This window comes from Mangrovimonas sp. TPBH4 (assembly GCF_001280505.1).
In the GTDB taxonomy this organism is placed as follows: domain Bacteria; phylum Bacteroidota; class Bacteroidia; order Flavobacteriales; family Flavobacteriaceae; genus Mangrovimonas_A.
On sequence record NZ_LBIO01000028.1, the window covers coordinates 13,650 to 40,228 of the forward strand.

Genomic DNA, 26,579 nt, shown 5'->3' on the forward strand with positions numbered 1-26,579 from the left:
GTATATATTTGAAATGTTATGAGCAATTCAAAATTATATAAAGGGAGTTTGACCACCATCATTTTAAAATTGTTGAGTGAAAATGATAAGATGTATGGTTACGAAATAACCCAAAAGGTGAAGGAGTTGACCAATGGCGAACTTAAAATTACCGAAGGAGCTTTGTATCCATCGCTTCATAAATTGGAAGCGGATGGTTTGTTGGATGTTGAGGTGGCAAAAGTGGACAACCGTATGCGAAAGTACTATAAGCTTACGGAGTCTGGCACTAAGGAAACAGCCAATAAATTATCGGAATTGGAAAACTACATTAAAACCATGCAGGCTTTGGTAAATCCTAAATTTAGTTTGGAGTAATGGAAGTGTTATCTAAAGAAGAGATTCAGTTTATTGATACCTATCTGAAAACCTCCGATGTGCGCTTTGCAGATATCCGTATGGAAATGGTAGACCATGTGGCTTCAGAGGTGGAGGTAAGAATGTCTGAAGATGGGATTGATTTTTACAACGCTTTTAAATGGTATATGGCCGAAAACAAATTGAGTCTGTTAAAACAGAACAGAAATTATTTGATGGAATCGGAGAAAAAACTGTTCAAGCAAATGTTGAGGAATCTGTATTCCTTGCAAGGCTCGTTGCTTGTAATTGTGGTGTTGGGGCTGGTAGGAATTCTTTTTGAATTTATGAGTTCTAAATATGTTCTAATGTTTCCCGTGTCGATATGCATATTGGCGATGACAGTTTATTTCGGTTTAACTAGAAAGACGCGTCTTCGATTCTCATCGTTGGAACGCGTTGGTTTTTACTTAATATTTTTACCTCAGTATATTGGTATTGCACTTAATTATTTTGTTGACGGGCCTTTGGGAGGTTATTCTTATATATTCGTTGTGCTAAGTGTTTTGATTCCAGTTTTATTACTTCAATTAGGGTTTCAGAACTTCCAGTTTTACAAAAACAAATACCAGGCAATTTCATGAAACCAACCTTATCAATAGAAGAAATACAATTTATAGACACCTATTTAAAGAATTCTGATGTGCGTTTTGCCGACATCCGGTTGGAAATGGTGGACCATGTGGCTTCAGAAATAGAGGTAAGAATGTCTGAAGATGGGATTGATTTTTACAACGCTTTTAAATGGTATATGGCCGAAAACAAAAAGAGCTTGATAAAGGAGGGTAGGAGATATTACCGAAGTGCTGATAAAAAATTATTGAAGCAACTTGCGAAAAATATTTGTTCTTGGCGAGGGGTGTTGGTTGTTTTGGGGAGTTACTTTTTAGTTAAAATAATGTGGGCGTTCAGTGGTTCAAATTATCTAAGGCATTTTCCCATTTTCTTGACAGTGTCTTTGCCATTATTGTATTTGATAGATTATAAGGTTTATAAACGTCGCTATTCTTATTTGGAAAGAATTGGTTTATATATTGTAATTTACTATCAAATTGCAAATCCATTTTTTCTTTCTTTTACTAGGTGTTTAGCTTGTGAAGGTGATATGGCAATATTTAAGATTTCCCTAGGGGTTGCAGTTCCTTTCTTGTTGCTTCAATTGGGCTTCCAGAATTATCAGTTTTATAAAAAGAAATACGAAACAATTTCATGAAACCAATCATTACAGAAGATAGAATCCAAGAGCTTTACGCTTTCACACGGAAGCACTTTGTTGAACACTACGACATACAAACTGAGTTGGTAGATCATTTGGCTAATGGCATTGAGGCGCAGTGGGAAGAACATCCCCAAAGAACATTTGAAGATGCTTTGCACATAGAGTTTAAAAAGTTTGGAGTCTTTGGCTTTCAGGATGTGGTGGAACAACGAACCAATGCCTTGACAAAATATTATTGGAAAGAAGTATGGAAGCTGTTCAAACAGTATTTTAGGTTGCCTAAAATCATCATGACGATTGCTTTGGTGCTGATGCTTCAAATGCTGTTAAGGTTTTCTGCGTTTAGCAATATTATAGTTTTTGGCTTGGTTTGTTTAATGTTTTTATTACCTGCGGTTCAGATGTGTCGATTTAGGTTACAGGTTAAAAAGCGCTCCAAAATAAGTGGTAAACAATATTTGTTGGAGGATATTATTACTGGTCTGGGAACGGGAGGTATTATGTTTCAAATACCCTTACAGTTTTTGATTAATTTTAATAATCACAGTGAATTAAATGTTGATAATCCATGGGTGCTTTGGATTGTCTCTTCGTTTTTGGTGTTTTATGGTTTGGTGGCGTATTTGGTAGCGTTTTATATTCCTAAGCATATGGAAGAAAACATGAAAAAAATGTACCCGGAATATGCTCTGGTGTAACATTTTAGGTATATTGGTTACTAATGAAGCGCTAACCCAATCAAATAGATGCTAAAACATTTTGTTTCCCTAGAAATTAAATCTTTTTTCAGATCGGCGAGTTTTGGAAAAGGAATGGTGCTTAAAATATTCATGGTGCTTTTGGCATTGTGGATGGTTTTCGGGCTTTTAGTTACAGGCTTGGCATTATATCCAGGCTTAAAACAAATGTTTCCAGATCAGGATCCATTTGTAATCGTGAACAATTTTGTGTTTTATTGGTTTTTGATGGATCTGTTCCTTCGATTCTTTTTTCAAAAGTTGCCGGTTATGGCAGTGAAACCCTTATTGTTGTTGCCTGTCAAGCGGCGTCAAGTAGTCAACTATGTGTTGGGGAAATCGGCGTTGTCGTTTTTCAATTTTCTGCATTTGTTTATTGTAGTGCCTTTTGGGTTTATGTTGGTAAGAAGTGGGCATGACTTGGGTTCGGTAATTGTTTGGGGCTTTGCTTTATTGCTTTTGACCCTCATCGTGAATTTTTTAAATTTTATCGTTGAAAGCCTTTCTTCTGAAACCGAATTGTCATATCTACCAATATTGGTGCTGGTAGGAGGCTTGTTTGCCCTAAATTATTTCAATATTGTATCGATAAGCAGCCTTATGGCTTCATTTTTAACGGCGGTGGGATCTAATCCACTTTGGTTGGTAGTGCCGCTGTTGATTTTGGCTTTGGTGTATGCTTATAATTTTAAGCTGCTCAAAGCACAGTTGTATTTAGATCATTCTTTAAAAACCAAAGTGCAGCAGGTGGAGGCTTCAACGATGGCTTGGACCAGACATTTTGGAGATACCGCCCCCTTCATTCAAATGGATTTAAAGTTGATTTGGAGGAATAAACGTCCGCGTTCCTCGGTATTCATTTTGGTAATAGGTTTGTTGTATGGCTTGTTTTTCTACCCCAATCCAACTTATGCCAATATGCCTTGGTTCTATGCCTTTATCGGGATTTTTGTGACGGGAATCTTCCTTATTAATTTTGGACAGTTTATCCCTGCTTGGGATAGTGGTTATTACAAAATGTTGATGGCTCAAAATATTAAATACGAACAATATTTACGGTCTAAATATGTGTTGATGACGGCTAGTGTGATTATGCTGTTTGTATTGAGTATTCCTTACGTATATTTTGGATGGAAGATTTTGTTGGCACATTTTGCGGCTGCAGTTTACAATATAGGGGTTAACACACATGTCATTTTGTTTGGTGGTTCCTTCAACCGAAAGAAAATAGATTTAAACCAAAGGGCGGCATTTAATTACCAAGGAACGGGCGCTGTGCAGTGGATCATTGGAATTCCTCTTATGTTAATTCCTTTGGCTCTTTTTGGGCTGGTCTACGCTGTAGCCAATTTTGAAATAGCTTGTGCGGTGTTAATTGTGTTGGGCTTGATAGGAATTGTGTTCCACCAGAAATTAATGAGCCTGATTACTGAAAAATATTTAGAGTCGAAGTATAAAATGATTGACGCCTTTAGTCAAGACAGTTAACATAAAGGATTATGATTCAAACATCACAACTTACAAAATGTTACGGCGACAAAACCGTATTGAATATTGATAGCCTGAATATTTCCAAAGGCCAAAGTTTTGGTTTGGTAGGAAATAATGGGGCGGGTAAAACCACCTATTTTAGTCTGTTGTTGGATTTAATTCAGCCAACGACGGGTTATATCAAGAATAATAATATTCGCGTAAGCCAAAGTGAGGATTGGAAACCTTTTACGTCTGCCTTTATTGACGAAAGTTTCTTGATTGGGTATTTAACACCGGAAGAGTATTTCTATTTCATTGGTGAATTGAGAGGTCAAAACAAAGCAGATGTGGATACTTTTGTGAAGCAGTTTGAGGATTTTTTCCATGACGAAATTTTAAATCAGAAAAAGTATCTCAGGGATTTAAGTAAAGGAAACCAAAAGAAAGTGGGGATTGTAGCCGCTTTAATTGGCGATCCTAAAGTGGTTATTTTGGATGAGCCCTTTGCCAATTTGGATCCAACCACGCAGATTAGATTAAAGGCCATTGTAAAAGATCTCGCCGAAACCAAAGATGTCACAGTGCTTATTTCCAGTCATGACCTTATGCATGTTACCGATGTGTGCGAACGTATTGTGGTACTGGAAAAAGGAGAAGTGATCAAGGACATGGCTACTAACACAGCAACCCTTAAGGAATTGGAAGGATATTTTGCAGGTTCGGCCACCTTGTAGGGAAAGTTTGGACTTTCCGTAGTTGAGGTCAGATTTCGCCTAAAGAGACTTCGATAATTCAAAAAGATGCTTATTTTTACAGCCAACACATAATATGCAGGCTAGATTCCTGTTATGTTATGAAGCAAATGTCGGCAAGGTTGAAAACAACTTCTAAAATCATAATAGCGTTACTAGGTGTTTCGGTAATTGCAACCTCATGTTCCCGTAAGAAGGATAAGTTCATGAACCGAAACTTTCATGCCATGGGCACCAAATACAATATTCTCTACAATGGGGAGATTGCTTTGGAACAGGGCCGGGATGCTATCAATGATGCCTATACCGATGATTATTGGAATTTGCTTCCCGTAGAACGCATGGAGGTGTTTGGTGAGGTGATCATGCCTGGGGATTCCAAAAATCCAAGTTTTGAAAGAGCTGAAGAAAAAGCAATTAAGGCCATTCAAAAACACGGGATGAACATTCGGGGGAAAGAATACAATCCTCAAATTGATGAAGCGTATTTGTTGCTTGGTCAGGCACGTTATTACGACCAGCGTTTTATTCCTGCATTGGAAGCCTTCAACTATATTCTCTACAAACATGCTGCTAGTGACAAAATCAATACGGCCAAAGTTTGGAGGGAAAAGACCAACATTAGGTTAGAGAATAATGAGTTGGCTATTAAAAATCTGAAGCGCCTTTTGGAGCAAACCGAATTGGAAGATCAGGATCTGGCGGATGCTACGTCGAGTTTAGCACAAGCATACATCAATACAAAATCGCCAGACAGCGCCATAACCCAACTGCAAATTGCAGCAGCGGTTACCAAAAAGAATACAGAACAGGCGCGTTTTAACTATATTATTGGGCAACTGTACAATTCGCTAGGTGAAGTGGATAGTGCCAATATGGCTTTCGATAAGATTATCGATATGCACCGCAAAATTCCAAGACCTTATTATATCAATGCACATCTTGAGAAAATCAAGAATTCAAATGTAACGGATTCTTTGAAAGTGGTTGAGTTTGAAGAGTATTTGGCCGACTTGGAAAAGAATCGTGAAAACCGTCCGTTTTTGGATAAAATCTATTACCGAATTGGAGAATATCACAGAGGAAAAGGTGAAGATAGTATGGCGATTGCCAATTACAACAAATCCTTACGAACCAATACGCCGGATAAACAATTAAGGGCTTTTGATTATTCCATTTTGGGAGACATGAACTTTGATATGGCGTTGTATAAAAATGCTGGGGCCTATTATGATAGTACCTTGATCAATTTGGAGCCAAGAACCAAACCGTATCGCACTATCAAACGCAAGCGTGATAACTTGGATGATGTGATTCTTTATGAAGATATTGCCCAAACAAATGATAGTATTCTTAGCTTGGTAAATATGAGCGAAGCCGAACGCTTGGCGGTGTTCAGTGCTTATATAGAAGATTTGAAAAAGGCGGAAGAGGAGCGTGCCAAGCAAGAGGAAATTGCCAATCGGGTTAATAATGCTGGTTTGGCAACAACCAATAATCCTAATAATCCAGCGTCAAGGAATTCCTTGATGCCTCCGGGAGGCAATGCCAATGGACAAAAACAAACCTTCTATTTTTATAACCCTACAACGGTGTCCTATGGAAAAAATGAGTTTTCAAAAATATGGGGAGACCGCATGTTGCAGGATAATTGGCGGTTGTCTTCCAATAAGGTGACTAAAGTTGGTGGTGCTGCCGATGTGGCTCTGGAAGAAGGCGCAGGTGAATCTGAACTTTACGATCCAGAATTCTATATGGCTAAGGTGCCCACGGAACAAAAGGTGATTGATAGCTTGATCAAGGAGCGGAACTTTGCATATTACCAATTGGGGGTTATTTATAAGGAGAAGTTTGATGAGAATGAATTGGCTAAAAATAAATTGGAAAGCTTGTTACAGAGCAATCCAGAAGAGCGTTTGATTCTGCCGTCCAAATACAACTTGTACAAAATTTATTTGGACTTGGGTATGAACTCGGAAGCTGAGGCTATGAAAAACGACATTGTAGCCAATCATCCAGATTCACGTTATGCCGAGATATTGCTGAATCCAAGATCGGAATTGGCGGGCGATGAAAATAGTCCAGAGAATCTTTATAAAAAGACCTACAAGGAGTTTGAGGCTGAAAACTATTTGGAGACTATCGCGCTCTGCGAAGAATATATTCGGGAGTTGGAAGGCGATGTTATGGTGCCTAAGTTTGAAATTTTAAAGGCTTCGGCCAAAGGGAGGCTATACGGTTTTGAGGCTTATAAAGAAGGAGTGAATTATACAGCGCTCAACTATCCAAATTCCGATGAAGGAAAACGTGCCCAGGAATTGATGGAAAAGGTGATTCCTGTTTTGTCCAATAAGCAGTTTGTGCCAAATGAGTCTGCAAATAACTTCAATTTAATTTATTCTTTTGAAACGAGTGAGCAAGAGGATATGGAGGAATTTGCCAAAAAATTGGAAGAGGCCATTGCAATAGTAAACTATCTAAATTTATCCGTTTCAACAGACATGTATACTTTGGACACCAAATTTGTGGTAATCCACGGTTTAAAGAGTATAGATGGTGCGCTTGGTTTGGCGGAGATTTTGGAAGGCAAGAAATACAAAATAAAACGTGAGCATTTCGCGATTTCATCACCGAATTATGGAATTGTGCAGATGCATAAAAATGTGAACGAATATTTACAATCCCAATAAAAACTTAACCCTATGTTTTCGGAACAAAAAAAAGGAAGAATGGCAATAGAAGGTATATCACAGCAAAACACCATTGCTAAAGGCACTACCATCACAGGTGATGTTGTTGGTGAAGGAGACTTCAGAATTGAAGGTACAGTAGAAGGTAATATCAAAACCCCAGGAAAAATTGTTATCGGTAGAACCGGTGTTGTTAATGGTACTTTAAAGAGTGCCAACGCCGATATTGAAGGTAGCTTTTCTGGTAAATTGGTGTTGACTGATACCTTGTCGCTAAAATCGTCTGCAGTTGTAGAAGGTGAAGCGGAAGTTGGTAAGTTGGCTGTGGAACCTGGTGCTACGTTTAATGCGACTTGCGCAATGAAAGGTTCTAATAATGGAGAACGAAAAAACACCCAAGAAACCCAAAAATCAGCTTAAGAACCTTGCAGCTTTAAGCGGGGTTGCTTTTCAGATGGGAATTACTATCTATCTGTTTGTCATGTTGGGCAAATGGCTGGATACAAAATACACCGACGGAGGAAAACTGTTTTTAATAGTTGGAACACTGTTGGGGGTAGGGATTTCTTTGTATGTCGTGCTAAAGCAAATCAATAAATTAAATGAATAAGGACATTCTGGTAAAATCTACAATACAAATAACAATTGCTTCGGCAATTGTTTTTTTTATACATACCATGTTATTGCGGCAACTGGATTATGTGGTCTTTGCCAATCATATTGTTTTGGCCTATGTGGTGAATGTCCTTTTGGCTCTGGCCATTTTATATGGGCTCTATTTTTTTAGGAAAAAACTTAAAGACCAAATGGGGTTTTTGTTCATGGCAGGTAGCTTATTGAAGTTTGCCGTGTTTTTTATTGTCTTTTATCCAAAATATTCCGTGGACGGACAAATTACCAGAGTGGAATTTGTCACTTTTTTCGTGCCTTATGTAACTTGTTTGGTTACAGAAGCTTTTGGTGTGTTAAAGCTTCTTAAAAATTTGGATTAACCCCTTTTTTTACTTCTTCAAATTAATTCAAAAATATTGTGAAATTTTGTTTTTTGCTTTTGAATGAAAAGCATACCTTTGCACCAATTTTTAGGCCACTATTAATTAAGTGATATGCAAAACGTAATTTCGTTAAAAACAATTTGTTTACTGTTCTTTTTTGTAACCGCATTTTCTTTTGCTAAAGAAGAAGGACATCATGAGGAAGGAAAAGATTTAAAAACGGAGATCAAGGAGTATATTGATCACCACTTGTTGGACTCTCATGATTTTAGTTTGTTCTCCTATACCAATGACGCTGGAGAGCACAAATATGTTGGGTTTCCACTTCCTGTAATTTTATTTGACAACGGTTTGAAGGTGTTTTCGTCTTCAAAGTTGCACCATGGTGAATCTGTTGCCGAAGTAGGAGGTGAGTATTACAAATTATACCACGGTAAAATTTACAAGACAGATGCTGAAGGTACGATTTCTTATGACGAGCATCACCACGCAACCAATGTAAAACCGTTGGATTTCTCTATCACTAAAAACGTATTTACTGTATTTCTTGTTGGGTTGTTGATGTTTTTCGTCTTCGGAAGAATGGCAAAGACTTACAAAAATGGTCAAATGACAAAAGGAATAGGTCGTTTCTTAGAGCCTATCATTATATATGTAAGAGATGAAATTGCAATTCCTAACATTGGGAAAAAGCATTACAAGCGTTACATGAGTTACTTGTTGACCATCTTCTTCTTTATCTGGATCATCAACTTATTGGGATTAACGCCACTTGGGGTGAACGTAACCAACAACATTGCGGTAACTTTTGCTTTGGCTTTGATTACCTATTTAATTACAACTTTTTCAGGAAACAAAAATTACTGGAAACACATTTTCTGGATGCCAGGGGTGCCTGTGCCAATGAAAATCATTTTAGCGCCAATTGAATTGTTGGGAACTTTCATCAAGCCGTTTTCATTGTTGATTCGTTTGTATGCCAACATTACTGCTGGTCACATTGTATTGATGAGTATCATCGGGTTGATGTTCATCTTCAAAAATTGGGTAGGTAGCACCTTGTCATTTGGTTTGGCATTTGTGTTGTCGTTGTTGGAGTTGTTGGTAGCAGCATTACAAGCGTACATCTTTACAATGTTATCAGCATTGTATTTCGGTTCGGCTGTAGAAGAGCACCACGACCACTAAAATTTGAATGTTTAATTATTTAATATATATACTATGACTATTCCAAACATTGTAGGAGCTGGATTGATCGTTATCGGTGCTGCTTTAGGTATCGGTAGAATCGGTGGACAAGCTATGGACGCTATCGCTCGTCAACCAGAAGCTTCTGGAAAAATCCAAACAGCTATGCTTATTGCTGCTGCCCTTATTGAAGGTATTGGATTTGCTGCTCTTTTCGCGGCATAACAACAAAACTAACAGCTGTAACGGTTGGTTGCAGCTGTTGTTTAATTATTAAAAGAATTAGATTATAACATAAATATAAATGGAGAAGTTAATTAGTGAATTTTCAGTAGGTCTGTTTTTCTGGCAATTGTTATTGTTTGTTGGATTAGTGTTTTTATTAAAGAAGTTTGCTTGGAAACCAATTTTGGATGCTGTTGAAAAGCGTGAAACTGGAATTAAAGACGCCTTATTTGCAGCAGACAATGCCCGTAAGGAAATGGAAAACCTTAAGGCTGACAATGAGCGTATCCTTAACGAAGCTCGTGCAGAGCGCGAAGCTATGTTGAAAGATGCTCGCGACATGAAAACGAAGATGATTAATGATGCCAAAGACGAGGCTCAAGCGCAAGCAACAAAAATTATCGAGCAAGCTCAAACTGCTATTGAAAGCGAAAAGAAAGCCGCTATGGAAGAGTTGAAAAACCAAGTAGCTGGTTTGTCTATTGAAATCGCAGAAAAAGTGGTGCGTAAGGAATTATCTAGCAATGACAACCAATTGCAATTGGTTGAGTCTATGTTGGGTGAAGCAACATTAAACTAAGATTACAATGGCAGGAGAGAGAGCAGCAGTACGTTACGCCAAGGCAGCTTTAAGTTTAGCATCAGATAACAACAATGCCGATGCGGTAAACAACGACATGAAATTGATTGCTACTACTATTGCGGGAAGCAAGGACTTAAGCGAAATGCTTCTTAGCCCTGTGGTAAGATCATCTGTTAAAAAAGCTGTATTGTCTGAAGTGTTCAAAAGCACTAATGCGATTACAACAAACTTAATAGAGACGTTGATTGCCAATAAAAGGATTGCACTTTTAGAGGCTGTTTCAGTAAAATATACGCATTTGTTTGATGCGTTAAAAGGGACTCAAGTTGCAAAAGTAACTACAGCAGTGCCTTTAACCGATGCCTTAAAGGCCCAAGTGTTGGCTAAAGTAAAAGAGCTTACCGGAGGGACAGAAGTTGAGGTTCAAAACATCATCGATGAAGATATCATTGGTGGTTTCATATTACGAGTTGGAGACATGCAGTACAATGCTAGCATTGCCAACAACTTGAACAAACTAAAAAGAGAATTTACATTAAATTAAGATATACTATATCTATTTACAAATAAATAAAGATGGCAGAAGTAAATCCAGCTGAAGTATCAGCAATCTTAAAACAGCAACTATCAGGTTTCGAAGCGGGAGCTTCGTTAGACGAAGTAGGAACAGTATTAACTGTGGGTGATGGTATTGTACGTGCTTACGGTCTTTCAAACGCTCAATACGGAGAGTTGGTAGAATTTGAAGGCGGATTGGAAGGTATCGTACTGAACCTTGAAGAAGATAACGTAGGTATTGTATTGTTAGGCCCTTCTAAAGAAATTAAAGAAGGTTCTACTGTAAAGCGTACAGGACGTATCGCATCTATCAATGTAGGTGAAGGTATTGTTGGTCGTGTTGTAGATACATTGGGTAACCCAATCGATGGTAAAGGTGCTATCTCTGGTGAGACCTACCAAATGCCATTAGAGCGTAAAGCTCCTGGAGTTATTTACCGTGAGCCTGTAACCGAGCCGTTGCAAACTGGTATCAAGTCTATCGATGCCATGATTCCTGTAGGAAGAGGACAACGTGAGTTGGTAATTGGTGACCGTCAAACTGGTAAAACTACCGTTTGTATTGATGCCATCTTGAATCAAAAAGAATTTTACGATGCAGGAAACCCAGTTTACTGTATCTACGTAGCGGTAGGACAAAAAGCCTCTACTGTTGCGAATATTGCTAAAACATTGGAAGAAAAGGGAGCTTTGGCCTACACTACTATCGTAGCAGCCAACGCATCAGATCCTGCTCCAATGCAAGTTTACGCTCCTATGGCAGGTGCTGCTATTGGTGAGTACTTTAGAGACACTGGTCGTCCTGCTTTAATTGTATTTGATGACTTGTCTAAGCAAGCGGTAGCTTACCGTGAGGTGTCATTGTTGTTACGTCGTCCACCAGGACGTGAGGCGTATCCGGGGGACGTATTCTACTTACACTCCCGTTTATTGGAGCGTTCTGCAAAAATCATCAACAACGATGCAATTGCTAAAGAAATGAACGACCTTCCAGAGAGCTTGAAATCTGTAGTAAAAGGAGGAGGATCTTTAACAGCCCTTCCAATTATTGAAACTCAAGCGGGAGACGTTTCTGCATATATCCCTACTAACGTAATCTCTATTACAGACGGACAGATCTTCTTGGATGGTGATTTATTCAACTCTGGGGTACGTCCAGCAATTAACGTAGGTATCTCTGTATCTCGTGTTGGTGGTAACGCTCAGATTAAGTCTATGAAGAAGGTATCTGGTACTCTTAAATTGGATCAAGCTCAGTTCCGTGAATTGGAAGCTTTTGCTAAGTTTGGATCAGACCTTGATGCCGTTACTTTAAACGTAATTGAAAAAGGTAAGCGTAACGTAGAAATCTTGAAGCAAGCACAAAACGATCCTTACACTGTAGAAGATCAAATCGCGATCATCTATGCTGGATCTAAGAACTTGTTGAAAGACGTGCCTGTAGACCAAGTTAAGGTATTCGAAAGAGATTACCTTGAGTTCTTAAGAGCTAAGCACAGCGATGTATTGGCTACTTTGAAAGCAGGTAAATTGACAGACGAAGTTACAGATGTTTTGACGGCTGTAGCTAAAGATCTTTCAGCAAAATTTAGAGCATAATTAGATTTTAGTATTGAGTAGTGAGGTTGACTTCACTACTCAATACTCATACTTTATTCTAGCATAGAATGGCAAACTTAAAAGAAATACGTAACAGAATATCATCGGTGTCTTCAACGATGCAGATTACCAGTGCCATGAAAATGGTATCTGCTGCAAAGTTGAAAAAGGCACAGGATGCAATTACGGCTATGCGCCCTTATGCAGACAAATTGACGGAGCTTTTACAAAGCTTAAGTGCCACTTTGGATGCAGATTCAGGAAGTAAATTTTCAGAACAACGTGAGGTAAACAAAGTACTTATCGTTGTGGTTACATCCAACAGAGGTTTGTGTGGTGCATTCAATTCAAACATCATTAAGGCGGTGAATGGTTTGGCGGCAGAGAAATATGCTGGCAAAGAGGTGTCTTATTTGGCCATTGGTAAAAAGGCGAATGATGCATTTAAAAAGACCAATAAGATAATTGCCAATGAAAGTGATGTTTTTGATGATTTAACATTCGAAAATATTGCCCAGATTGCGCAAACATTAATGGATAAGTTTGTGGCTGGAGAGTACGATAAAATTGAAGTTGTTTATAATAGTTTTAAAAATGCCGCAACGCAAATTGTAACTACAGAACAATTTTTACCAATTGTACCTATCGAAACTACAGAGGCAAACGCCAATTTGGATTACATTTTCGAGCCTTCAAAAGTTGAAATCGTGGAGCAATTGATTCCTAAATCTTTGAAAACACAGCTTTACAAAGCTGTTAGAGATTCATTTGCCAGCGAGCACGGTGCACGTATGACCGCAATGCACAAGGCTACCGATAACGCTACTGAGTTAAGAGACCAATTGAAATTGACTTATAACAAAGCACGTCAAGCAGCTATTACCAACGAAATTTTGGAAATTGTTGGTGGAGCAGAAGCTTTGAACAACTAAGCAAAGTAGTTTTTAATATATATTTTAGTAAAAGCCTCACGTTTGTGGGGCTTTTGTTTTTTGCGCTATATTTACTTTATGAAACTACCAACCTATCTTCTCATTTTGTCTTTTTTTGCTATCGCCTGTTCTGGCTCAAGGCCATCTTCTAAACTTGATAAACCTGTTCAAAGGGAATCCTTAAAACTTTTTTCTGCAAGGTATAATATTGTTGGAAATGATTATCATATGAAGCTTCGATTTCGTAAACAATACGATCATCTGGATAGCATCTATTTTAAGGGGCAAATGCTTAGGTTAGATAGTATAAATTCGGTAAAACAACATTATTATTTCAGTACAGCAAAACCATATGCGGGTATGTCTATGAAGGATTCTGAAATTGCCGATACCAATTATTATCTATATTTCTCTGTGGAATACCAAGATTCCATTTTTGATAATACACTAAAGTTCTATAGTACATATGAAGGAAGGTTTCATGAGGGTACTGTAGAAGTGAAACATGATTCCATTTTTGAGTTGATTATAAACTAGGTTAATTGTATAGAATATGTTAATCCGTAACGTTTTTGCCTTATTGGTAATAGTTTTCTTAGGATGCTCAGGTAGTAAAACTACCTCCTATGAGGTTAGCAAAAAATCGCCTATTGAAATCATTAGGGCAACATTTATTCAGAATGATGATTCTTATAATGTGGAGATTGTACTTAATGATGAAGACAATTTGGAAGTCGATTCTTTGTACCTAAGTACAGGTGTCTTTAAACCAAAAGTTATTCATTTCAATGTGTTTAGTGAAGAAGTTAAGAGATCCTTGGATTCTGTGGCGCAAGCTAGGGGACCTGTGAGTGCTCAACTAGGTTCTCATCAGACAAGTTATCCAGATGAACTTTTAAGGACCGTTATTTCTTTGGATATTGAAGAAAATAGGTTGCAGGCCGATACCAATTATTCCAATCCATTTCAACTAAAGGATTACGAGGTGGTTATTGCTATAAGAAAGCGAAAGTCACTGTATCATGTTAAAACGGACCTTGTGGAATTCACGGAGTACTTAAAGAGCTATTAAATATAGAATGTGAGTCTTTTTAGCGGGATTTATGCACATTGTATATCCACCATGAAAACTGTATATTTAGCCGAACAAAATCTAACCCTTGAGCGGACTTAAATCACTTTTTAAACAAACATTTGTCTATGGCATTGCGACGGTTTTGCCTCGAATGTTAAGCTTCATCTTAGTTCCTTTATATACAAGTGAGGGGGTATTATCCTCGGTGGCAGAGTACGGTAAAGTAAACATCATCTTTTCCTATTTTGTACTCTTCAATGTTATTTTGGCCTATGGTATGGAAACCGCTTTTTTCAGGTTTTTCAACAAAGAAGAAGACCGGGAAACGGTAACAGGAACCTCGAGCATTGCTTTAGTGATATCTTCTTTTATGTTTTTTGCTCTGGCCATGTTGTTTCAAAATCAAATCGCCAGTTTGATAGACATTGATGTCACCTACATTAATTTGGTGATTTGGATTTTGCTTTTGGATGCCTTGGTCATTATTCCATTTGCATGGTTAAGGGCCAACCAAAAACCTATGCGCTACGCGATAATTAAAATTTTGAATGTAGCCATTAATTTGGGGTTGAATGTGTTTTTCCTTTTAGGTTTGAAAGAGTTGGCTGTACAAGGTTCGATGTTTGAGGGCATTTACAAACCCAATTTTGAAATCAACTATATATTTACGGCCAATTTAATCGCCAGTGGGGTGACCTTGTTGTTTATGCTGCCGTTTTACTTTCGTGTAAAATTCAACTTCAACAAAGGCTTGTTAAAGCAAATGCTGAAATATGCTTTTCCTGTCCTTGTTGCCGGAATTGCATTTTCCATTAACGAAACCTTCGACCGTATTTTATTGGACAAACTGTTGCCAAGTAACGTTGCCGAAACGGATATTGGAATGTATTCGGCGTGTTATAAATTGGCCTTGTTCATGACCCTTTTTGCAACGGCTTACCGATTGGGAATTGAACCCTTCTTTTTCAGCCATGCCAAAACCGAAAACCCACAAAAGAACTACGCTTTGATATTGGAGTTTTTCGTTGCTTTTGGATCTGTAATTCTGTTGGGTGTTGTGGTTTTTGCCGATGTACTGAAAGTCATTGTCATCAGAAGTGAAGATTATTGGGAGGCCATGTGGATTGTACCAATCATTTTGTTGGCCAATTTCTGTTTGGGGATTTACCATAACCTATCGGTTTGGTACAAAATAACCGATAGGACCAAATTCGGCGCTTATGTGTCCATTATAGGGGCTGTCATTACCTTAGTATTGAACTTTGCTCTAATTCCGAGTATGAGTTATAAAGGTTCTGCAATTGCAACCTTATCTGCTTATGCCGTAATGATGCTCTTGTCCTATGCCTTCGGAAGAAAGTACTATCCAATTCCGTACAATCTCAAAAAAATTGGGCTGTATATGTCGGTGTCTATTCTGTTTGCATTTGTGTCCTTCTACCGATTTAGAGGGAATTATTTTGTTGGAATTGCTCTGTTAATTGTATTTTTGGGCATTGTGGTTATATCCGAAAAAAATCAAATCAAACAATTTCTTAAAAAATAAATGAGATGCTGAGCTAGTGGCGGCATCCCAACGTATATATTGTAATTATGACTATTAAAATCATCAATAAATCCAGCCATGACTTGCCAAGCTACGAAACCATAGCCTCGGCAGGAATGGATTTGAGAGCCAATTTATCAGAGCCAAGGACTTTAAAACCTTTGGAGCGTACCATTGTTGGAACCGGTTTGTTTATAGAGTTGCCGATTGGTTATGAAGCTCAAGTAAGACCAAGAAGTGGTTTGGCGGCCAAAAAAGGAATTACTGTATTGAATGCACCTGGAACCGTAGATGCCGATTATAGAGGTGAAGTGGGAGTGATTTTGGTGAATCTTTCCAATGAAGAGTTTACCATAGAAAATGGTGAGCGCATCGCCCAGATGGTGATTGCAAAACACGAACGCGCCGAATGGATTCAAGTAGAGACGCTTTCTGAAACAGCTCGTGGAGAAGGTGGTTTTGGAAGTACCGGAACCAAATAAAAATTAATAAAAAAATCCCCGCTTAGACGGGCAATGCATATGAAAATTATTGTACCAATGGCGGGACGCGGCTCCCGATTAAGACCTCATACATTAACCGTTCCAAAACCTTTGATACCTGTAGCGGGACAGCCTATTGTACATCGCTTGGTTAAGGACATTGCCAAAGTATTGGGAGAACCAATTGAAGAGATTGCCTTTGTATTGGGAGACCCAGCCTTTTTTGGGGATGATGTTGTTGAAAGCTTGACTAAATTGGCTGAGGGCCTTGGGGCTAAAGCGTCTATTTACAGACAGGATCAGCCTTTAGGAACTGGCCATGCCATCATGAGTGCCGAACCTTCACTTTCGGGGCCGGCCGTGATTGCCTATGCCGATACTTTGATTCGCGCCAATTTCAATTTAGACCCAGAAGCGGATGCTGTAATCTGGACCAAAAAGGTGGAGAATCCAGAAGCGTATGGCGTAGTAAACCTTAATGACAAGGAAGAAATTGTAGAGTTGGTTGAAAAGCCGAAAACTTTTGTAAGCGATCAAGCCGTAATTGGTATTTATTACTTTAAGGATGTGGCTGTGTTAAAACAGAAGCTGCAGGAAGTATTGGATGAAAATATCATGAATGGAGGCGAGTACCAAATCAATGATGGTATCAAGCGTATGATGGTCGATGGCAAGATATTCAAAACTGGAACGGTAGACGAGTGGATGGATTGTGGAAACAAGGCCGTAACTGTAGAGACCAATGGTAAAATGTTGGGGTTCTTGGCCAAGGATGTGGAGGAGCAATTGGTATCCGATTCTGTGATCAATAAAAATTCAACCATAATCGAACCTTGTTTTATAGGAGAAAATGTGGTGCTTAACAATACAACCGTTGGGCCATACGTTTCTATTGGAAATGATTGTGTGCTTGAGAATGTAAGCGTTAAAAATAGTTTAATTCAGAATGCATCAATCATTAAAAATGCTACCTTAGACCAAGCCATGATAGGAAATCATGTTGTATACGATGGCAATTTCAAGGCAATTAGCATTGGCGACTATTCAGTATTGGAATAGTCATGAAAGTATACCCAAATTGTAAACAGTATTTGTTATGAAAATTAAAATCTACGGTTGCTTACTTGTTTTTGGAATGGCGCTATGCATTCCTCAAGAGACGTATGCCCAAGTAGATTTTAACAAACGTCCAGACGATGATTTGGGCAATGTAGAGGATGCCTACCAAGAGTACTTTTTTGAAGCTTTAAAACAAAAAGGAATTGAAAATTACCAACGCTCGGTTGAGGCATTGCAGCAATGCCTAAAAATAGACGATTCCGATGCTGTGCTCTACTTTGAATTGGGTAAGAACTACAACAAGCTCAAAAACTTTGGAGCCGCCGAGGATGCGCTTAAAAAAGCGGTGTCCAAGGAACCTGACAATGAATGGTATTTAGATGAGTTGTACGATGTGTACATTCAGCAGAATGAAGTGGACAAGGCAATTAAAACCGTCAAGCAATTGGTGAAATATCACCCCACTTATAGCGATGACCTTGTGGGGCTTTACATAAAGGCCAAGAAGTATAAAAATGCTTTACAGCTACTCGATGAGTTGGATGAAAAGTATGGCGTGAGTGCCGATAGGGATTATATGCGTAATGAAATCTATAACATCACTGGTGATGACGACGAGCGCATTGAGAACCTTGAGGAACGTTTGGAATTGAATCCTGAAGACGAGAACAATTACCTAAAATTGGTGTATCGTTATAGCGAGAACGGTGAGAAAGAAAAGGCTTTTAAAACGGCCAAAAAACTCTTGGAAGTGAATCCAAATTCCCAATTGGTACACTTGGCACTTTATAAGTTCTATTTGGATGACAATGATGTGGACAATGCTGTGAATTCAATGAAAATAGTTTTAACGAGTTCCTCTATAAACGCCGATGCCAAGGCTAAGGTTTTAAATGATTTTGTGGGCTTTGTTGGAACGCATCCAGAATATGAAGGAGAGCTGTTGGAGGTGGTAACTTTAATCGATAATGATAAAAGCACCAAGACCCTTAAAGAATTGGGACAGTATTATCTTAAAACAGAAGATAAGGCCAAAGCTTTGACCTATTATGAAGAGGCACTGAAGGAGGAGCCTAACGACTATAAGCTTCTTAAGGATGTGCTCTTGTTGCAGTTGGATTTGAACCAAAATGAAAAGGCGATCATTAAAAGTAACGAGGCTTTGGAGTTATATCCGGCCCAACCTATTTTTTATCTCATCAATGGGGTTGCCAATAACAATTTGAAGTATTCTAAACAGGCTATAGAAATCTTGGAAGCGGGCTTGGATTATGTGATTGAAGACCCAAAGATGGAGTCTGATTTCTATGCTCAGTTGAGTGTTGCTTATAGACAACAAGGGAATACCCAAAAGGCTCAAACTTTTGCTCAAAAAGCGGAAGCCCTAAAAAAAGGGCAAAATTAAATGCCCACTAAATGCGAACTATGATAAAAGTTATAAAACCTCTTGTGTTAACTCTTCTGTTAAGTCTTGCGCTAGGCTGTAAATCGGCTTTAAAGGTTAGTAGCACTGGAGAATTGAATAAAGAGGTTACGGCCAAACAGCTGATAAAGGAAAACTCAAAGCAGGAATTAAAATTCAAGACCTTTCAATCCAAGGTGAAAATAGACTATATAGAGGGAACAACAACACAATCTTATGGTGTGAATCTCCGGATGGAGAAGGATAAGGTTATCTGGATCAATGCCACTTTGGGACTTGCAAGGGCTATGATTACGCCTAATGAGGTAAAGTATTACGATAAAATCAATAATCAATTCTTCGAAGGTGATTATCGTTTGTTAAGTGACTTGCTGGGCATTGAACTCGATTTTCAAAAAGTGCAGAACCTTCTGTTGGCAGAGCCTATCTTTGGTTATAAAACCAATAAATATGTAGCCTCAACACATGAAAATTCCTATGTACTGCAACCAGAAGAGCAGAGTGCTATTTTTGAACTGTTTTATTTGTTGAATCCTGGTCATTTCAAAATGGATTCCCAGCAGTTGTATCAGCCTATGACTAGGAGAATGCTACAAATAGATTATCAAGCCTATCAGGAAGTATCTAAACAAATTGTACCCGAAAAGATACACATCAATGCCGTAGAAGAAAATGATGAAGTTACCATAGATTTGGAATATAAATCGGTTTCCTTTAACGAAGAGCTTCGATTTCCATTTAAGATACCTACCGGATTTAAAGAGATTGTGATTAATGAGGCAAACTAAACCAACCTACCTAATTTTTATTCTTTGTGTATTTATGGGCACGGTGTTTGCCCAAGCCCAAAGCGATAAACAAAAACAATTGGAGGCGAGGCGCCTGCAGCTCAAAAAGGAAATGGAACAGCTGAACAGCCTGTTGTTTGCCAATAAAAAGAAAGAAAAGAATGTTATTACCTTGGTCGAGGATTTAAACTACAAGGTTAGTGTTCGCAAAAATCTCATCAAGGTCACTAATGATCAAGCCAATTTATTGACACGGGATATCAATAACAACCAAAAACAAATTTCTGATTTAAGGGAGCAGCTGAAAGAGCTCAAAGAGCAATATGCAGCCATGATTGTAAAGTCTTACAAAAATAAATCCCAATTGAGCCGTATAATGTTTTTGATGTCCTCGACGAATTTCAAACAGGCGTACAAACGTTTGCAATACATAAAGCAATACACCGATTATCAAAGGCAGCAAGGAGAAGAAATCAAGGCGAAAACCTTTAAGCTTCAAGAGCTGAATACAGCGTTGCTGAAACAGAAAGATGAGAAGCAGAAATTGGTAGAGGAAAATAGGATTGCCAAAAGGGAACTCGAAACAGAGCTTAAGGAGCATGAAACCTTAATGGCTTCCATCCGCAACAATATGAGCAAGTATAATGCCCAATTAAAGCAAAAACAGAAGGAATCCGACAGAATTGATAAAGAGATTGATCGATTGATTAAGGAAGCTATTGCAGCATCCAACAAAAAGGCAGGAAAATCCAAAAGCTCCTCTTCATTTGCCTTGACTCCAGAAGCAAAAGCATTAGCGGCTAGTTTTGAAGCTAATAAAGGGAAATTACCTTGGCCAGTGGAGCGCGGTGTTGTAAAAATGCGTTTTGGTAAACAACCTTCTGCGATAGACAAGACCGTTACTGTGAACAGTAAAGGAGTTAGGATTGCTACGGAAAAAGGTGCTAAAGCTAGGGCGGTGTTTGAAGGGGAAGTATCGCAAATCATCGAAATTCCTAATGCAAATCCCGTAATAATACTAAGACATGGAAATTACATGACGGTATATAAAAACCTTTCCAAAATCAAGGTGAAGAAGGGAGATAAGGTTACAACCAAACAGGAACTAGGGGAGGTTTTTACAAACAAGTCTTCAGGGGAAACATTACTGTATTTTAGGGTGTATAAGGATTCTAAATTGCAAAATCCTGCTTATTGGATCAATAAGTTGTAGAAGAAAAATGAGATCTAATTTCTAATAAACAAAAAGCCCTGTTTTTAATCTAAAACAGGGCTTTTTTTATGATGAAAAAGGATTAATAATCCTCCAATATTTTAATGGTATTGATAAGGTCTAGAGTAACAATTCTCAATAATTCTTTACGGTGTTTAAGTAACTCTTGACCATTTTGAAAGTTTGGTGTCAATTCTGGTTGGCTAATTTTGTATACATATTCCCAATCGCTGGCACCAATACTAGGAGGGTTGTTGATTAGGGTTTTGTATTCGTTCAATTTAGCAGCATACGAAGCCTCTGCTGTAGCAATATTGCGTTTTAAGTTGTTGGTGTAGTTTTCTAGCTCACGTTTGTTGCCAAGTTTGGTTTTCTTCATTGCCAAATTGTAGTAAGTATCCAAATCTGCTTCCAGGTTGGTAAGGTCGTAGTTAAGACTGTATAATTTGGTGTTGTAACTATTGAATACACCTTCAATGTCCTGTTCGTTTTTCACAGACTTTTTAATGTCGAAGGATAGCTGTAGCCCATCGGCAGCAGAGGATTCAATTTCATAAGTTCCTAACCATACAATACTTCCTGTGTTAATGTCAATTAGTTTGGCATTAAAGAGTACTTTCATCCATTTAAGGGAAACCGTTTCTGGTAATTGCTTAGGAATGCTTCCATAAGTAAGCCCTGAATGTTGGTTTACAAATTCCTGTACACTTTCATAATCCTTTAGGGAAAGCGATTTGTTTTTAGGCTCAAAAGTCAAATTGATCTGGAAGAGATAATCGGCTTGGTCAGCGCCATTTTGAGCTGCTCTGATAACCTCGGCAATATCCGTCATTTCCTGGTTGTCCTTTTCACGGTTTTTACCAGGCAATCCACGTTGACTAATCTTGTCTATTTCGTTAATGACTTCTGTGTATTGTTGTGGCGAAATTTTACCTTCATTAAGTTGCTTTTTGTATTGTTGCTTTACGGCGTCATATTCGCCGTTCTCAAGAAGTTGTTCCGACCAATTGGCATACCACCAAGGGCGTTCGTTGGCGCGGTCTCTTAAGTCTCTTAATTTGGCCTCAAATTTGGAACGGTCCAAAACGTTAAAGCCTACACGGAGCAATGCCTGCTCGATGGCACGCTCAGCTTGATTGTAGTAACCGTCAGTTTTAAAATCGTTGGTGTTGTTGTCGGCCATTGAGGTATCTTGCTGATCATTGGTTTGAGGGACAGCAATGATTACTGAAGGAGCCTTACCATTTTTATTCTTTTTGGCTCCAGGGTTATTATAGTAATCTTCCGATTTTACTGGATATTCTTTTTTAAGATCAACATTTAGAACAAGCTCTTTAGTGTCTGGAACTTGGTTGACCTCTGCATTATTGTAACTCGGGATGTGTTCTAATTGCGGTTTGGTACTGTAAAAAGGTTCGAAGGTTTTTTTTCCGCAACTGGAGAGAACCAGCAATAAAGAACAATAGAGTAAAGTGTTTTGTTTCATGTTGGTATAGTTTTTTAGAAGTTGATCAAACATATAAAAAATACCTTACAGGATGTAGAAATATCTGTATTCCAACAAGTTTTATCGATAAACTGTAAAGGGCTCATATTGTTGCCTTAATTTGCTTCTGCAAAATCCTTTAGCTAGGCGAAACAAGGGTGCACAATGAGGTGATTCCGGTTTTAAAAATGGAAATGGAGAGCGAGGTAAGCAATAGAAGTATTGTGACCGAAATGAAAAAGTGTATATTCTAGAAGGAATTTATTCCTCAAAAAGCGCTTTAAGTTCTGTAGCGTCCTTTGGTTTCATCTTTTTGGCAAGAACCAAGCTTAGTTGCTTTCTACGAAGAGCAGCGGCATAACGTTCTTTTTCAAGATCGGTTTCTGGGGTTACCTGAGGTACTTTTACGGGTCTTCCCGTTTCGTCGACAGCTACAAAGGTGTAAATGGCTTCATTGGCCTTAGTGCGCTCACCAGATTCGCGGTCCTCAATCCAAACGTCTATAAACACTTCCATAGAGCTTTTAAATGCTCTGGAAACATTGGCCTCTACGGTTACAACACTTCCAAGGGGAATAGCTCTGTTGAATGCGACATGGTTTACCGAAGCTGTTACCACAATTCTTCTGGAATGACGCCTGGCAGAAATACTGGCGGCACGGTCCATTCGGGCCAATAGTTCACCTCCAAAAAGATTGTTTAAAGGGTTGGTTTCACTGGGTAAAACCAGGTCGGTCATGATGGTTCTTGTAGAGCTCGGTGTTTTTGCTTCCATGGGTTTTGTTTACAGTGGTGCAAAGGTAAAGCGATTTTGGGCAATCACCCAAAATTTGGATGAATTATCCACAAAGCAATACGCACATCCATGTGCTCTGAAACTCAGAAGTATTTATTTAAAATCGAAATGGAATTAATGAAACTAGGAAATTAGTCTAATTGTTTTACCAGCAACCAAGCATCTTGACTGTGTTCGCTCTTAATTTTTTGTAACATTTGTAAGGCTTCCAAACGGTTGTTGTAGCTAGAATACACTACTTCATGCAATCCATATTTGTTAACGCCAATTTTGCGAGCATTGTAGCCCAAGTTTTGCAGTTGCTCTACTTTCTTGTCGGAGTTAGCTTCAACTCTAAAAGCTCCTGCTACAATATGGTAATTCCCAGATTGCTTGGCAACATTTAAGGTTACAGAAGGAAGTGGGTTATCAATTACAAACGTAGCTTCCTGAACTTTATGATCCAATTGCTCATTGGCTTGTTCTTGGGCCAATTGGTTGTGGGCTTCCACATCTTTCATATAATAATTGGATATGGCAAAACTCCCCGCTGTAAGGGCGATAAGTGCCACTGCGGCATAACGCAAATAAGGTCTTGCCTTACGCGTTTCAGGAGTGACAGCAATAGGAATGACTTTTTCAATGGCTTCAACCTCTTCTTTGTATACTTCTCTAGTAATACTAGTAGAATTGAATTGAGACAAGCCAAAGGCATCTGTTAAATAGTTTACATGGAAGGAAGGATCGAAAACAATTTTACCTTCAGAATTCAACACCAAATCCCCAATGTTATGGAAGGTTAAAGTTTCACCTTGTACCAAGTAGGATTTGATGGATTTTACATGTTTACTCAATTTTTGAGCCGCAACTTCATAAGGGATTTTTTCAACCTCCGAGATGTAATTGGCAAGCAAACCATCGTTGCTTTGCAATTGCTCGTTGAAAGACAATACTTTTTTAGGAGGGAAAAACGCATTGGTATCTGCATCGATCTTGGCAGAAACGCGGTTTGTTAAAAAGGCTCCAAATTCAGGGATGATCACGCAGTCATACCTGTAAAGTAAATCGCTTATGTAGGTTTCTATATGCATAAAAACAAAGTTATAAATTTTTTAAGACGAATAAAAAATGGCTTTAAGTATTTATTAACAGCCTAAAAATGCCGTTCTTTAAGTTTACAATCAGGAAATTATAGCATGACAGACGACCAATTGCTCTATACTTTGGCCTTGCAGCATATTCCGAAAATAGGGGATATCACGGCGAAAAAATTTATTCAGCACTGCGGAACTGCCGAAATGGTGCTCAAGGAGAAACCCGAAAAACTGCTCCTGATTGATGGCGTTGGAAAATTGACCATAGACGAATTTAAGAATCCAAAATATATAAAGGAAGCCGAGACGGAAATGCAATTTATCAAAGATAATGGAATTGCTTGTTTGTATTTTATGAACGACGGCTATCCCGAAAAATTGAAGCATTGTATAGACGGGCCGGTGCTTTTGTTTCAGGTTGGGAATATCGATTTGAAGGATCGGCATATCGTTAGTATTGTAGGGGCAAGAAAGATTACAAGCCATGGTATTGCTTTCTGCGAACGCTTGGTGGAAGAACTGTCAATCTTCAATCCCGTAATTGTTTCTGGCTTTGCCTACGGAACCGATATTACCGCCCAAAAGGCTGCTATTGAAAACAATTTACAAACTATTGGTTGTTTGGCTCATGGACTCAATCAAATATATCCTAAAACCCATAAACGCTATATGGCAAGTGTGGAGAGCAATGGTGGGTTCTTCACCGATTTTTGGAGCACCGATGCTTTTGATAGAAATAATTTTTTAAAACGCAACAGAGTTATTGCAGGGTTAAGCGAGGCAACCATTGTCATCGAGTCGGCTGAAAAGGGAGGTAGTTTGGTAACCGCCGATATTGCCAATTCCTATAACCGGGAGGTCTTTGCGGTGCCTGGGCGCTCAACGGATCTACAGAGTGTGGGCTGCAACAATCTTATCAAGCAGCAAAAGGCGCATTTACTGTCTACCCCTATGGACGTGCCATATATTCTAAACTGGTCCATGAATCAGCAACCTGCAGCTGTTCAAAAGCAGTTGTTTGTGGAATTGGATTCCGATGAAAAAAAAGTGTATAACTATTTGAGGGAGCACGACAAGCAGTTATTGGATAGCATTGCTTTGGCTTGCCAGCTTCCGATCTTCAAAATCGCAGGCATCCTTTTAAATATGGAATTGAAAGGTGTGGTGAGGCCGCTTCCTGGGAAATTGTTTGAGGTGGTTTGAATTTAGTCATTAAAATAAATTGGGTGTATAAAAAAAGCCTCCATTTTAAATGGAGGCTTTTTATTTATAAGGGTTTTTGGAATTAATATCCAGCTTTTTCTCTTACGCGTTTTAAGACATCATTGGCTACCAATCTTGCTTTTTCGGCACCTAGCGCCAATGCTTTATCAAGTTCTTCCAAGTTGTTCATGTAGTACTGATACTTTTCTCTTGGTTCTGCAAATCTTTCAACAATCAGTTCAAATAGGGCTTGTTTGGCATGTCCGTAGCCATAATTGCCGTTTTCATAGTTGGCTTTCATGATTGCTATTTGAGCGTCATCTGCCAACAGACTATAAATGGCGAAACAGTTACAAGTGGACCAATCCTTAGGCTCTTCCAATGGGGTGCTATCGGTTTTGATTCCCATAATTTGCTTACGAAGCTTTTTATCCGTTTCAAAAATATTGATAAAGTTGTTGCGGGACTTGCTCATTTTCTCTCCATCAGTCCCTGGAATAAGCATCGTGTTCTCCTGAATTTTTCCTTCCGGTAACACAAAAACATCTCCCATTTTTGCATGAAAACGGGAAGCGACATCTCTTGTCATTTCAATATGTTGCAATTGGTCTTTTCCTACGGGAATAATTTCTGCATCATACAACAAAATGTCAGCAGCCATTAACATAGGATATGTAAATAAACCTGCATTGACATCCTCCAAACGGTCTGCTTTGTCCTTAAAACTATGCGCCAAGGTAAGACGTTGGTATGGGAAAAAGCAGCTTAGGTACCATGACAATTCAGTAGTTTGTGGGATATCGCTTTGTCGGTAAAACACCGTTTTTTCAATGTCCAAGCCAAAGGCCAGCCAAGTGGCAGCTACAGAATAGGTATTGTATCGCAACTCTTCAGCATCTTTAATCTGTGTTAAGGTGTGAAGGTTGGCGATAAACAAAAACGAATCGTTTGCTTCATTTTTAGACATCTCAATGGCCGGTAAAATGGCGCCCAAAATATTCCCTAAATGTGGTGTTCCTGTACTCTGTATTCCTGTAAGTATTCTTGCCATGTGTAGTTTCCCTTAAATAAAAATTATTTAAAATTCGA

General features: G+C 38.6%; 29 protein-coding genes. 25 read left to right on the forward strand and 4 right to left on the reverse strand.

Annotation, left to right across the window (positions count from 1 at the left end; all coding sequences use genetic code 11):
* The first annotated feature begins 18 nt into the window (after positions 1–18).
* The 24 genes from ZA05_RS00680 (at position 19) to ZA05_RS00790 (ending at position 20,933) form a co-directional block, all read left to right on the forward strand.
* Positions 19–357: a PadR family transcriptional regulator gene (locus ZA05_RS00680; protein WP_053976490.1), complete on the forward strand. Its 339-nt coding sequence runs from the start codon at positions 19–21 to the stop codon at positions 355–357.
* Positions 357–980: a hypothetical protein gene (locus ZA05_RS00685; protein ID WP_053989941.1), complete on the forward strand. Its 624-nt coding sequence runs from the start codon at positions 357–359 to the stop codon at positions 978–980. Before ZA05_RS00680 ends, ZA05_RS00685 begins: the two co-directional genes overlap by 1 nt.
* Positions 977–1,609, forward strand: coding sequence for a hypothetical protein (locus tag ZA05_RS00690; protein WP_053989942.1), 633 nt, complete (start codon positions 977–979; stop codon positions 1,607–1,609). Before ZA05_RS00685 ends, ZA05_RS00690 begins: the two co-directional genes overlap by 4 nt.
* Entirely contained in the window at positions 1,606–2,313 is a 708-nt protein-coding gene (locus ZA05_RS00695; protein ID WP_053989943.1) for a hypothetical protein, read from the forward strand. The genes ZA05_RS00690 and ZA05_RS00695 overlap by 4 nt, the downstream gene beginning before the upstream one ends.
* Positions 2,314–2,361: 48 nt before the next feature.
* Positions 2,362–3,840 (forward strand): DUF5687 family protein, encoded by a 1,479-nt coding sequence (locus tag ZA05_RS00700; protein WP_053989944.1) that lies wholly within the window; start codon positions 2,362–2,364, stop codon positions 3,838–3,840.
* A gap of 11 nt (positions 3,841–3,851) precedes the next feature.
* A complete protein-coding gene (locus ZA05_RS00705) occupies positions 3,852–4,559 on the forward strand; it encodes an ABC transporter ATP-binding protein (protein WP_053989945.1) in 708 nt (235 codons plus the stop codon).
* A gap of 119 nt (positions 4,560–4,678) precedes the next feature.
* A complete protein-coding gene (locus tag ZA05_RS00710; RefSeq protein WP_231632371.1) occupies positions 4,679–7,267 on the forward strand; it encodes a hypothetical protein in 2,589 nt (862 codons plus the stop codon).
* Between the two features lie 39 nt (positions 7,268–7,306).
* Positions 7,307–7,687, forward strand: a complete 381-nt coding sequence (locus ZA05_RS00715; protein WP_369793825.1) for a polymer-forming cytoskeletal protein — start codon at positions 7,307–7,309, stop codon at positions 7,685–7,687.
* Positions 7,644–7,877, forward strand: a complete 234-nt coding sequence (locus ZA05_RS17955) for an AtpZ/AtpI family protein (RefSeq protein WP_076662596.1) — start codon at positions 7,644–7,646, stop codon at positions 7,875–7,877. Before ZA05_RS00715 ends, ZA05_RS17955 begins: the two co-directional genes overlap by 44 nt.
* Positions 7,870–8,259: a DUF6168 family protein gene (locus ZA05_RS00720; protein WP_053989946.1), complete on the forward strand. Its 390-nt coding sequence runs from the start codon at positions 7,870–7,872 to the stop codon at positions 8,257–8,259. The genes ZA05_RS17955 and ZA05_RS00720 overlap by 8 nt, the downstream gene beginning before the upstream one ends.
* Before the next feature lie 114 nt (positions 8,260–8,373).
* The gene (atpB, locus tag ZA05_RS00725) at positions 8,374–9,450 is read left to right on the forward strand and encodes a F0F1 ATP synthase subunit A (protein WP_053976482.1); all 1,077 of its coding nucleotides are present in this window, start codon (positions 8,374–8,376) and stop codon (positions 9,448–9,450) included.
* A 33-nt stretch (positions 9,451–9,483) separates the two neighbouring features.
* On the forward strand, positions 9,484–9,675 hold the full coding sequence (gene atpE / locus ZA05_RS00730; protein ID WP_053976481.1) for an ATP synthase F0 subunit C: 192 nt from the start codon (positions 9,484–9,486) through the stop codon (positions 9,673–9,675).
* A gap of 79 nt (positions 9,676–9,754) precedes the next feature.
* Entirely contained in the window at positions 9,755–10,255 is a 501-nt protein-coding gene (locus ZA05_RS00735) for a F0F1 ATP synthase subunit B (RefSeq protein ID WP_053989947.1), read from the forward strand.
* Between the two features lie 7 nt (positions 10,256–10,262).
* Entirely contained in the window at positions 10,263–10,802 is a 540-nt protein-coding gene (gene atpH / locus ZA05_RS00740; protein ID WP_053989948.1) for an ATP synthase F1 subunit delta, read from the forward strand.
* Positions 10,803–10,834: 32 nt separating this feature from the next.
* The gene (atpA, locus tag ZA05_RS00745; RefSeq protein ID WP_053989949.1) at positions 10,835–12,415 is read left to right on the forward strand and encodes a F0F1 ATP synthase subunit alpha; all 1,581 of its coding nucleotides are present in this window, start codon (positions 10,835–10,837) and stop codon (positions 12,413–12,415) included.
* A gap of 68 nt (positions 12,416–12,483) precedes the next feature.
* Entirely contained in the window at positions 12,484–13,347 is an 864-nt protein-coding gene (atpG, locus tag ZA05_RS00750) for an ATP synthase F1 subunit gamma (RefSeq protein ID WP_053989950.1), read from the forward strand.
* Between the two features lie 228 nt (positions 13,348–13,575).
* Entirely contained in the window at positions 13,576–13,884 is a 309-nt protein-coding gene (locus ZA05_RS00755; protein WP_157514475.1) for a hypothetical protein, read from the forward strand.
* 16 nt (positions 13,885–13,900) lie between these two features.
* Positions 13,901–14,419, forward strand: a complete 519-nt coding sequence (locus ZA05_RS00760) for a hypothetical protein (RefSeq protein ID WP_053989952.1) — start codon at positions 13,901–13,903, stop codon at positions 14,417–14,419.
* An 88-nt stretch (positions 14,420–14,507) separates the two neighbouring features.
* On the forward strand, positions 14,508–15,968 hold the full coding sequence (locus ZA05_RS00765; protein WP_053989953.1) for a polysaccharide biosynthesis C-terminal domain-containing protein: 1,461 nt from the start codon (positions 14,508–14,510) through the stop codon (positions 15,966–15,968).
* Positions 15,969–16,015: 47 nt separating this feature from the next.
* Positions 16,016–16,450, forward strand: coding sequence for a dUTP diphosphatase (gene dut / locus ZA05_RS00770; protein WP_053989954.1), 435 nt, complete (start codon positions 16,016–16,018; stop codon positions 16,448–16,450).
* A 39-nt stretch (positions 16,451–16,489) separates the two neighbouring features.
* Positions 16,490–17,509 (forward strand): sugar phosphate nucleotidyltransferase, encoded by a 1,020-nt coding sequence (locus ZA05_RS00775; protein WP_053989955.1) that lies wholly within the window; start codon positions 16,490–16,492, stop codon positions 17,507–17,509.
* Between the two features lie 37 nt (positions 17,510–17,546).
* Entirely contained in the window at positions 17,547–18,914 is a 1,368-nt protein-coding gene (locus tag ZA05_RS00780; protein WP_053989956.1) for a lipopolysaccharide assembly protein LapB, read from the forward strand.
* A gap of 20 nt (positions 18,915–18,934) precedes the next feature.
* Positions 18,935–19,720 carry a DUF4292 domain-containing protein gene (locus ZA05_RS00785; RefSeq protein ID WP_157514476.1) on the forward strand — a complete coding sequence of 262 codons (786 nt, stop codon included), beginning with the start codon at positions 18,935–18,937 and terminating at the stop codon, positions 19,718–19,720.
* Positions 19,707–20,933 (forward strand): murein hydrolase activator EnvC, encoded by a 1,227-nt coding sequence (locus ZA05_RS00790; RefSeq protein ID WP_053989958.1) that lies wholly within the window; start codon positions 19,707–19,709, stop codon positions 20,931–20,933. The genes ZA05_RS00785 and ZA05_RS00790 overlap by 14 nt, the downstream gene beginning before the upstream one ends.
* Positions 20,934–21,015: 82 nt before the next feature.
* On the opposite strand, the gene ZA05_RS00795 is transcribed toward ZA05_RS00790, so the two are convergent.
* The 3 genes from ZA05_RS00795 to ZA05_RS00805 all read right to left on the reverse strand — a co-directional run bounded on the left by ZA05_RS00795 (position 21,016) and on the right by ZA05_RS00805 (position 24,284).
* The gene (locus tag ZA05_RS00795) at positions 21,016–22,419 is read right to left on the reverse strand and encodes a hypothetical protein (RefSeq protein ID WP_157514477.1); all 1,404 of its coding nucleotides are present in this window, start codon (positions 22,417–22,419) and stop codon (positions 21,016–21,018) included.
* 261 nt (positions 22,420–22,680) lie between these two features.
* A complete protein-coding gene (locus tag ZA05_RS00800; RefSeq protein WP_053989960.1) occupies positions 22,681–23,193 on the reverse strand; it encodes an acyl-CoA thioesterase in 513 nt (170 codons plus the stop codon).
* Positions 23,194–23,345: 152 nt separating this feature from the next.
* A complete protein-coding gene (locus ZA05_RS00805; RefSeq protein WP_053989961.1) occupies positions 23,346–24,284 on the reverse strand; it encodes an SPOR domain-containing protein in 939 nt (312 codons plus the stop codon).
* A gap of 105 nt (positions 24,285–24,389) precedes the next feature.
* Here ZA05_RS00805 and dprA point away from each other — a divergent pair, with 105 nt between their 5' ends.
* Positions 24,390–25,490, forward strand: a complete 1,101-nt coding sequence (dprA, locus tag ZA05_RS00810; protein ID WP_053989962.1) for a DNA-processing protein DprA — start codon at positions 24,390–24,392, stop codon at positions 25,488–25,490.
* A gap of 82 nt (positions 25,491–25,572) precedes the next feature.
* Here the strand turns inward: dprA and trpS are convergent, their stop codons facing one another.
* Positions 25,573–26,541 carry a tryptophan--tRNA ligase gene (gene trpS, locus ZA05_RS00815; protein ID WP_053989963.1) on the reverse strand — a complete coding sequence of 323 codons (969 nt, stop codon included), beginning with the start codon at positions 26,539–26,541 and terminating at the stop codon, positions 25,573–25,575.
* Positions 26,542–26,579 lie beyond the last annotated feature (38 nt).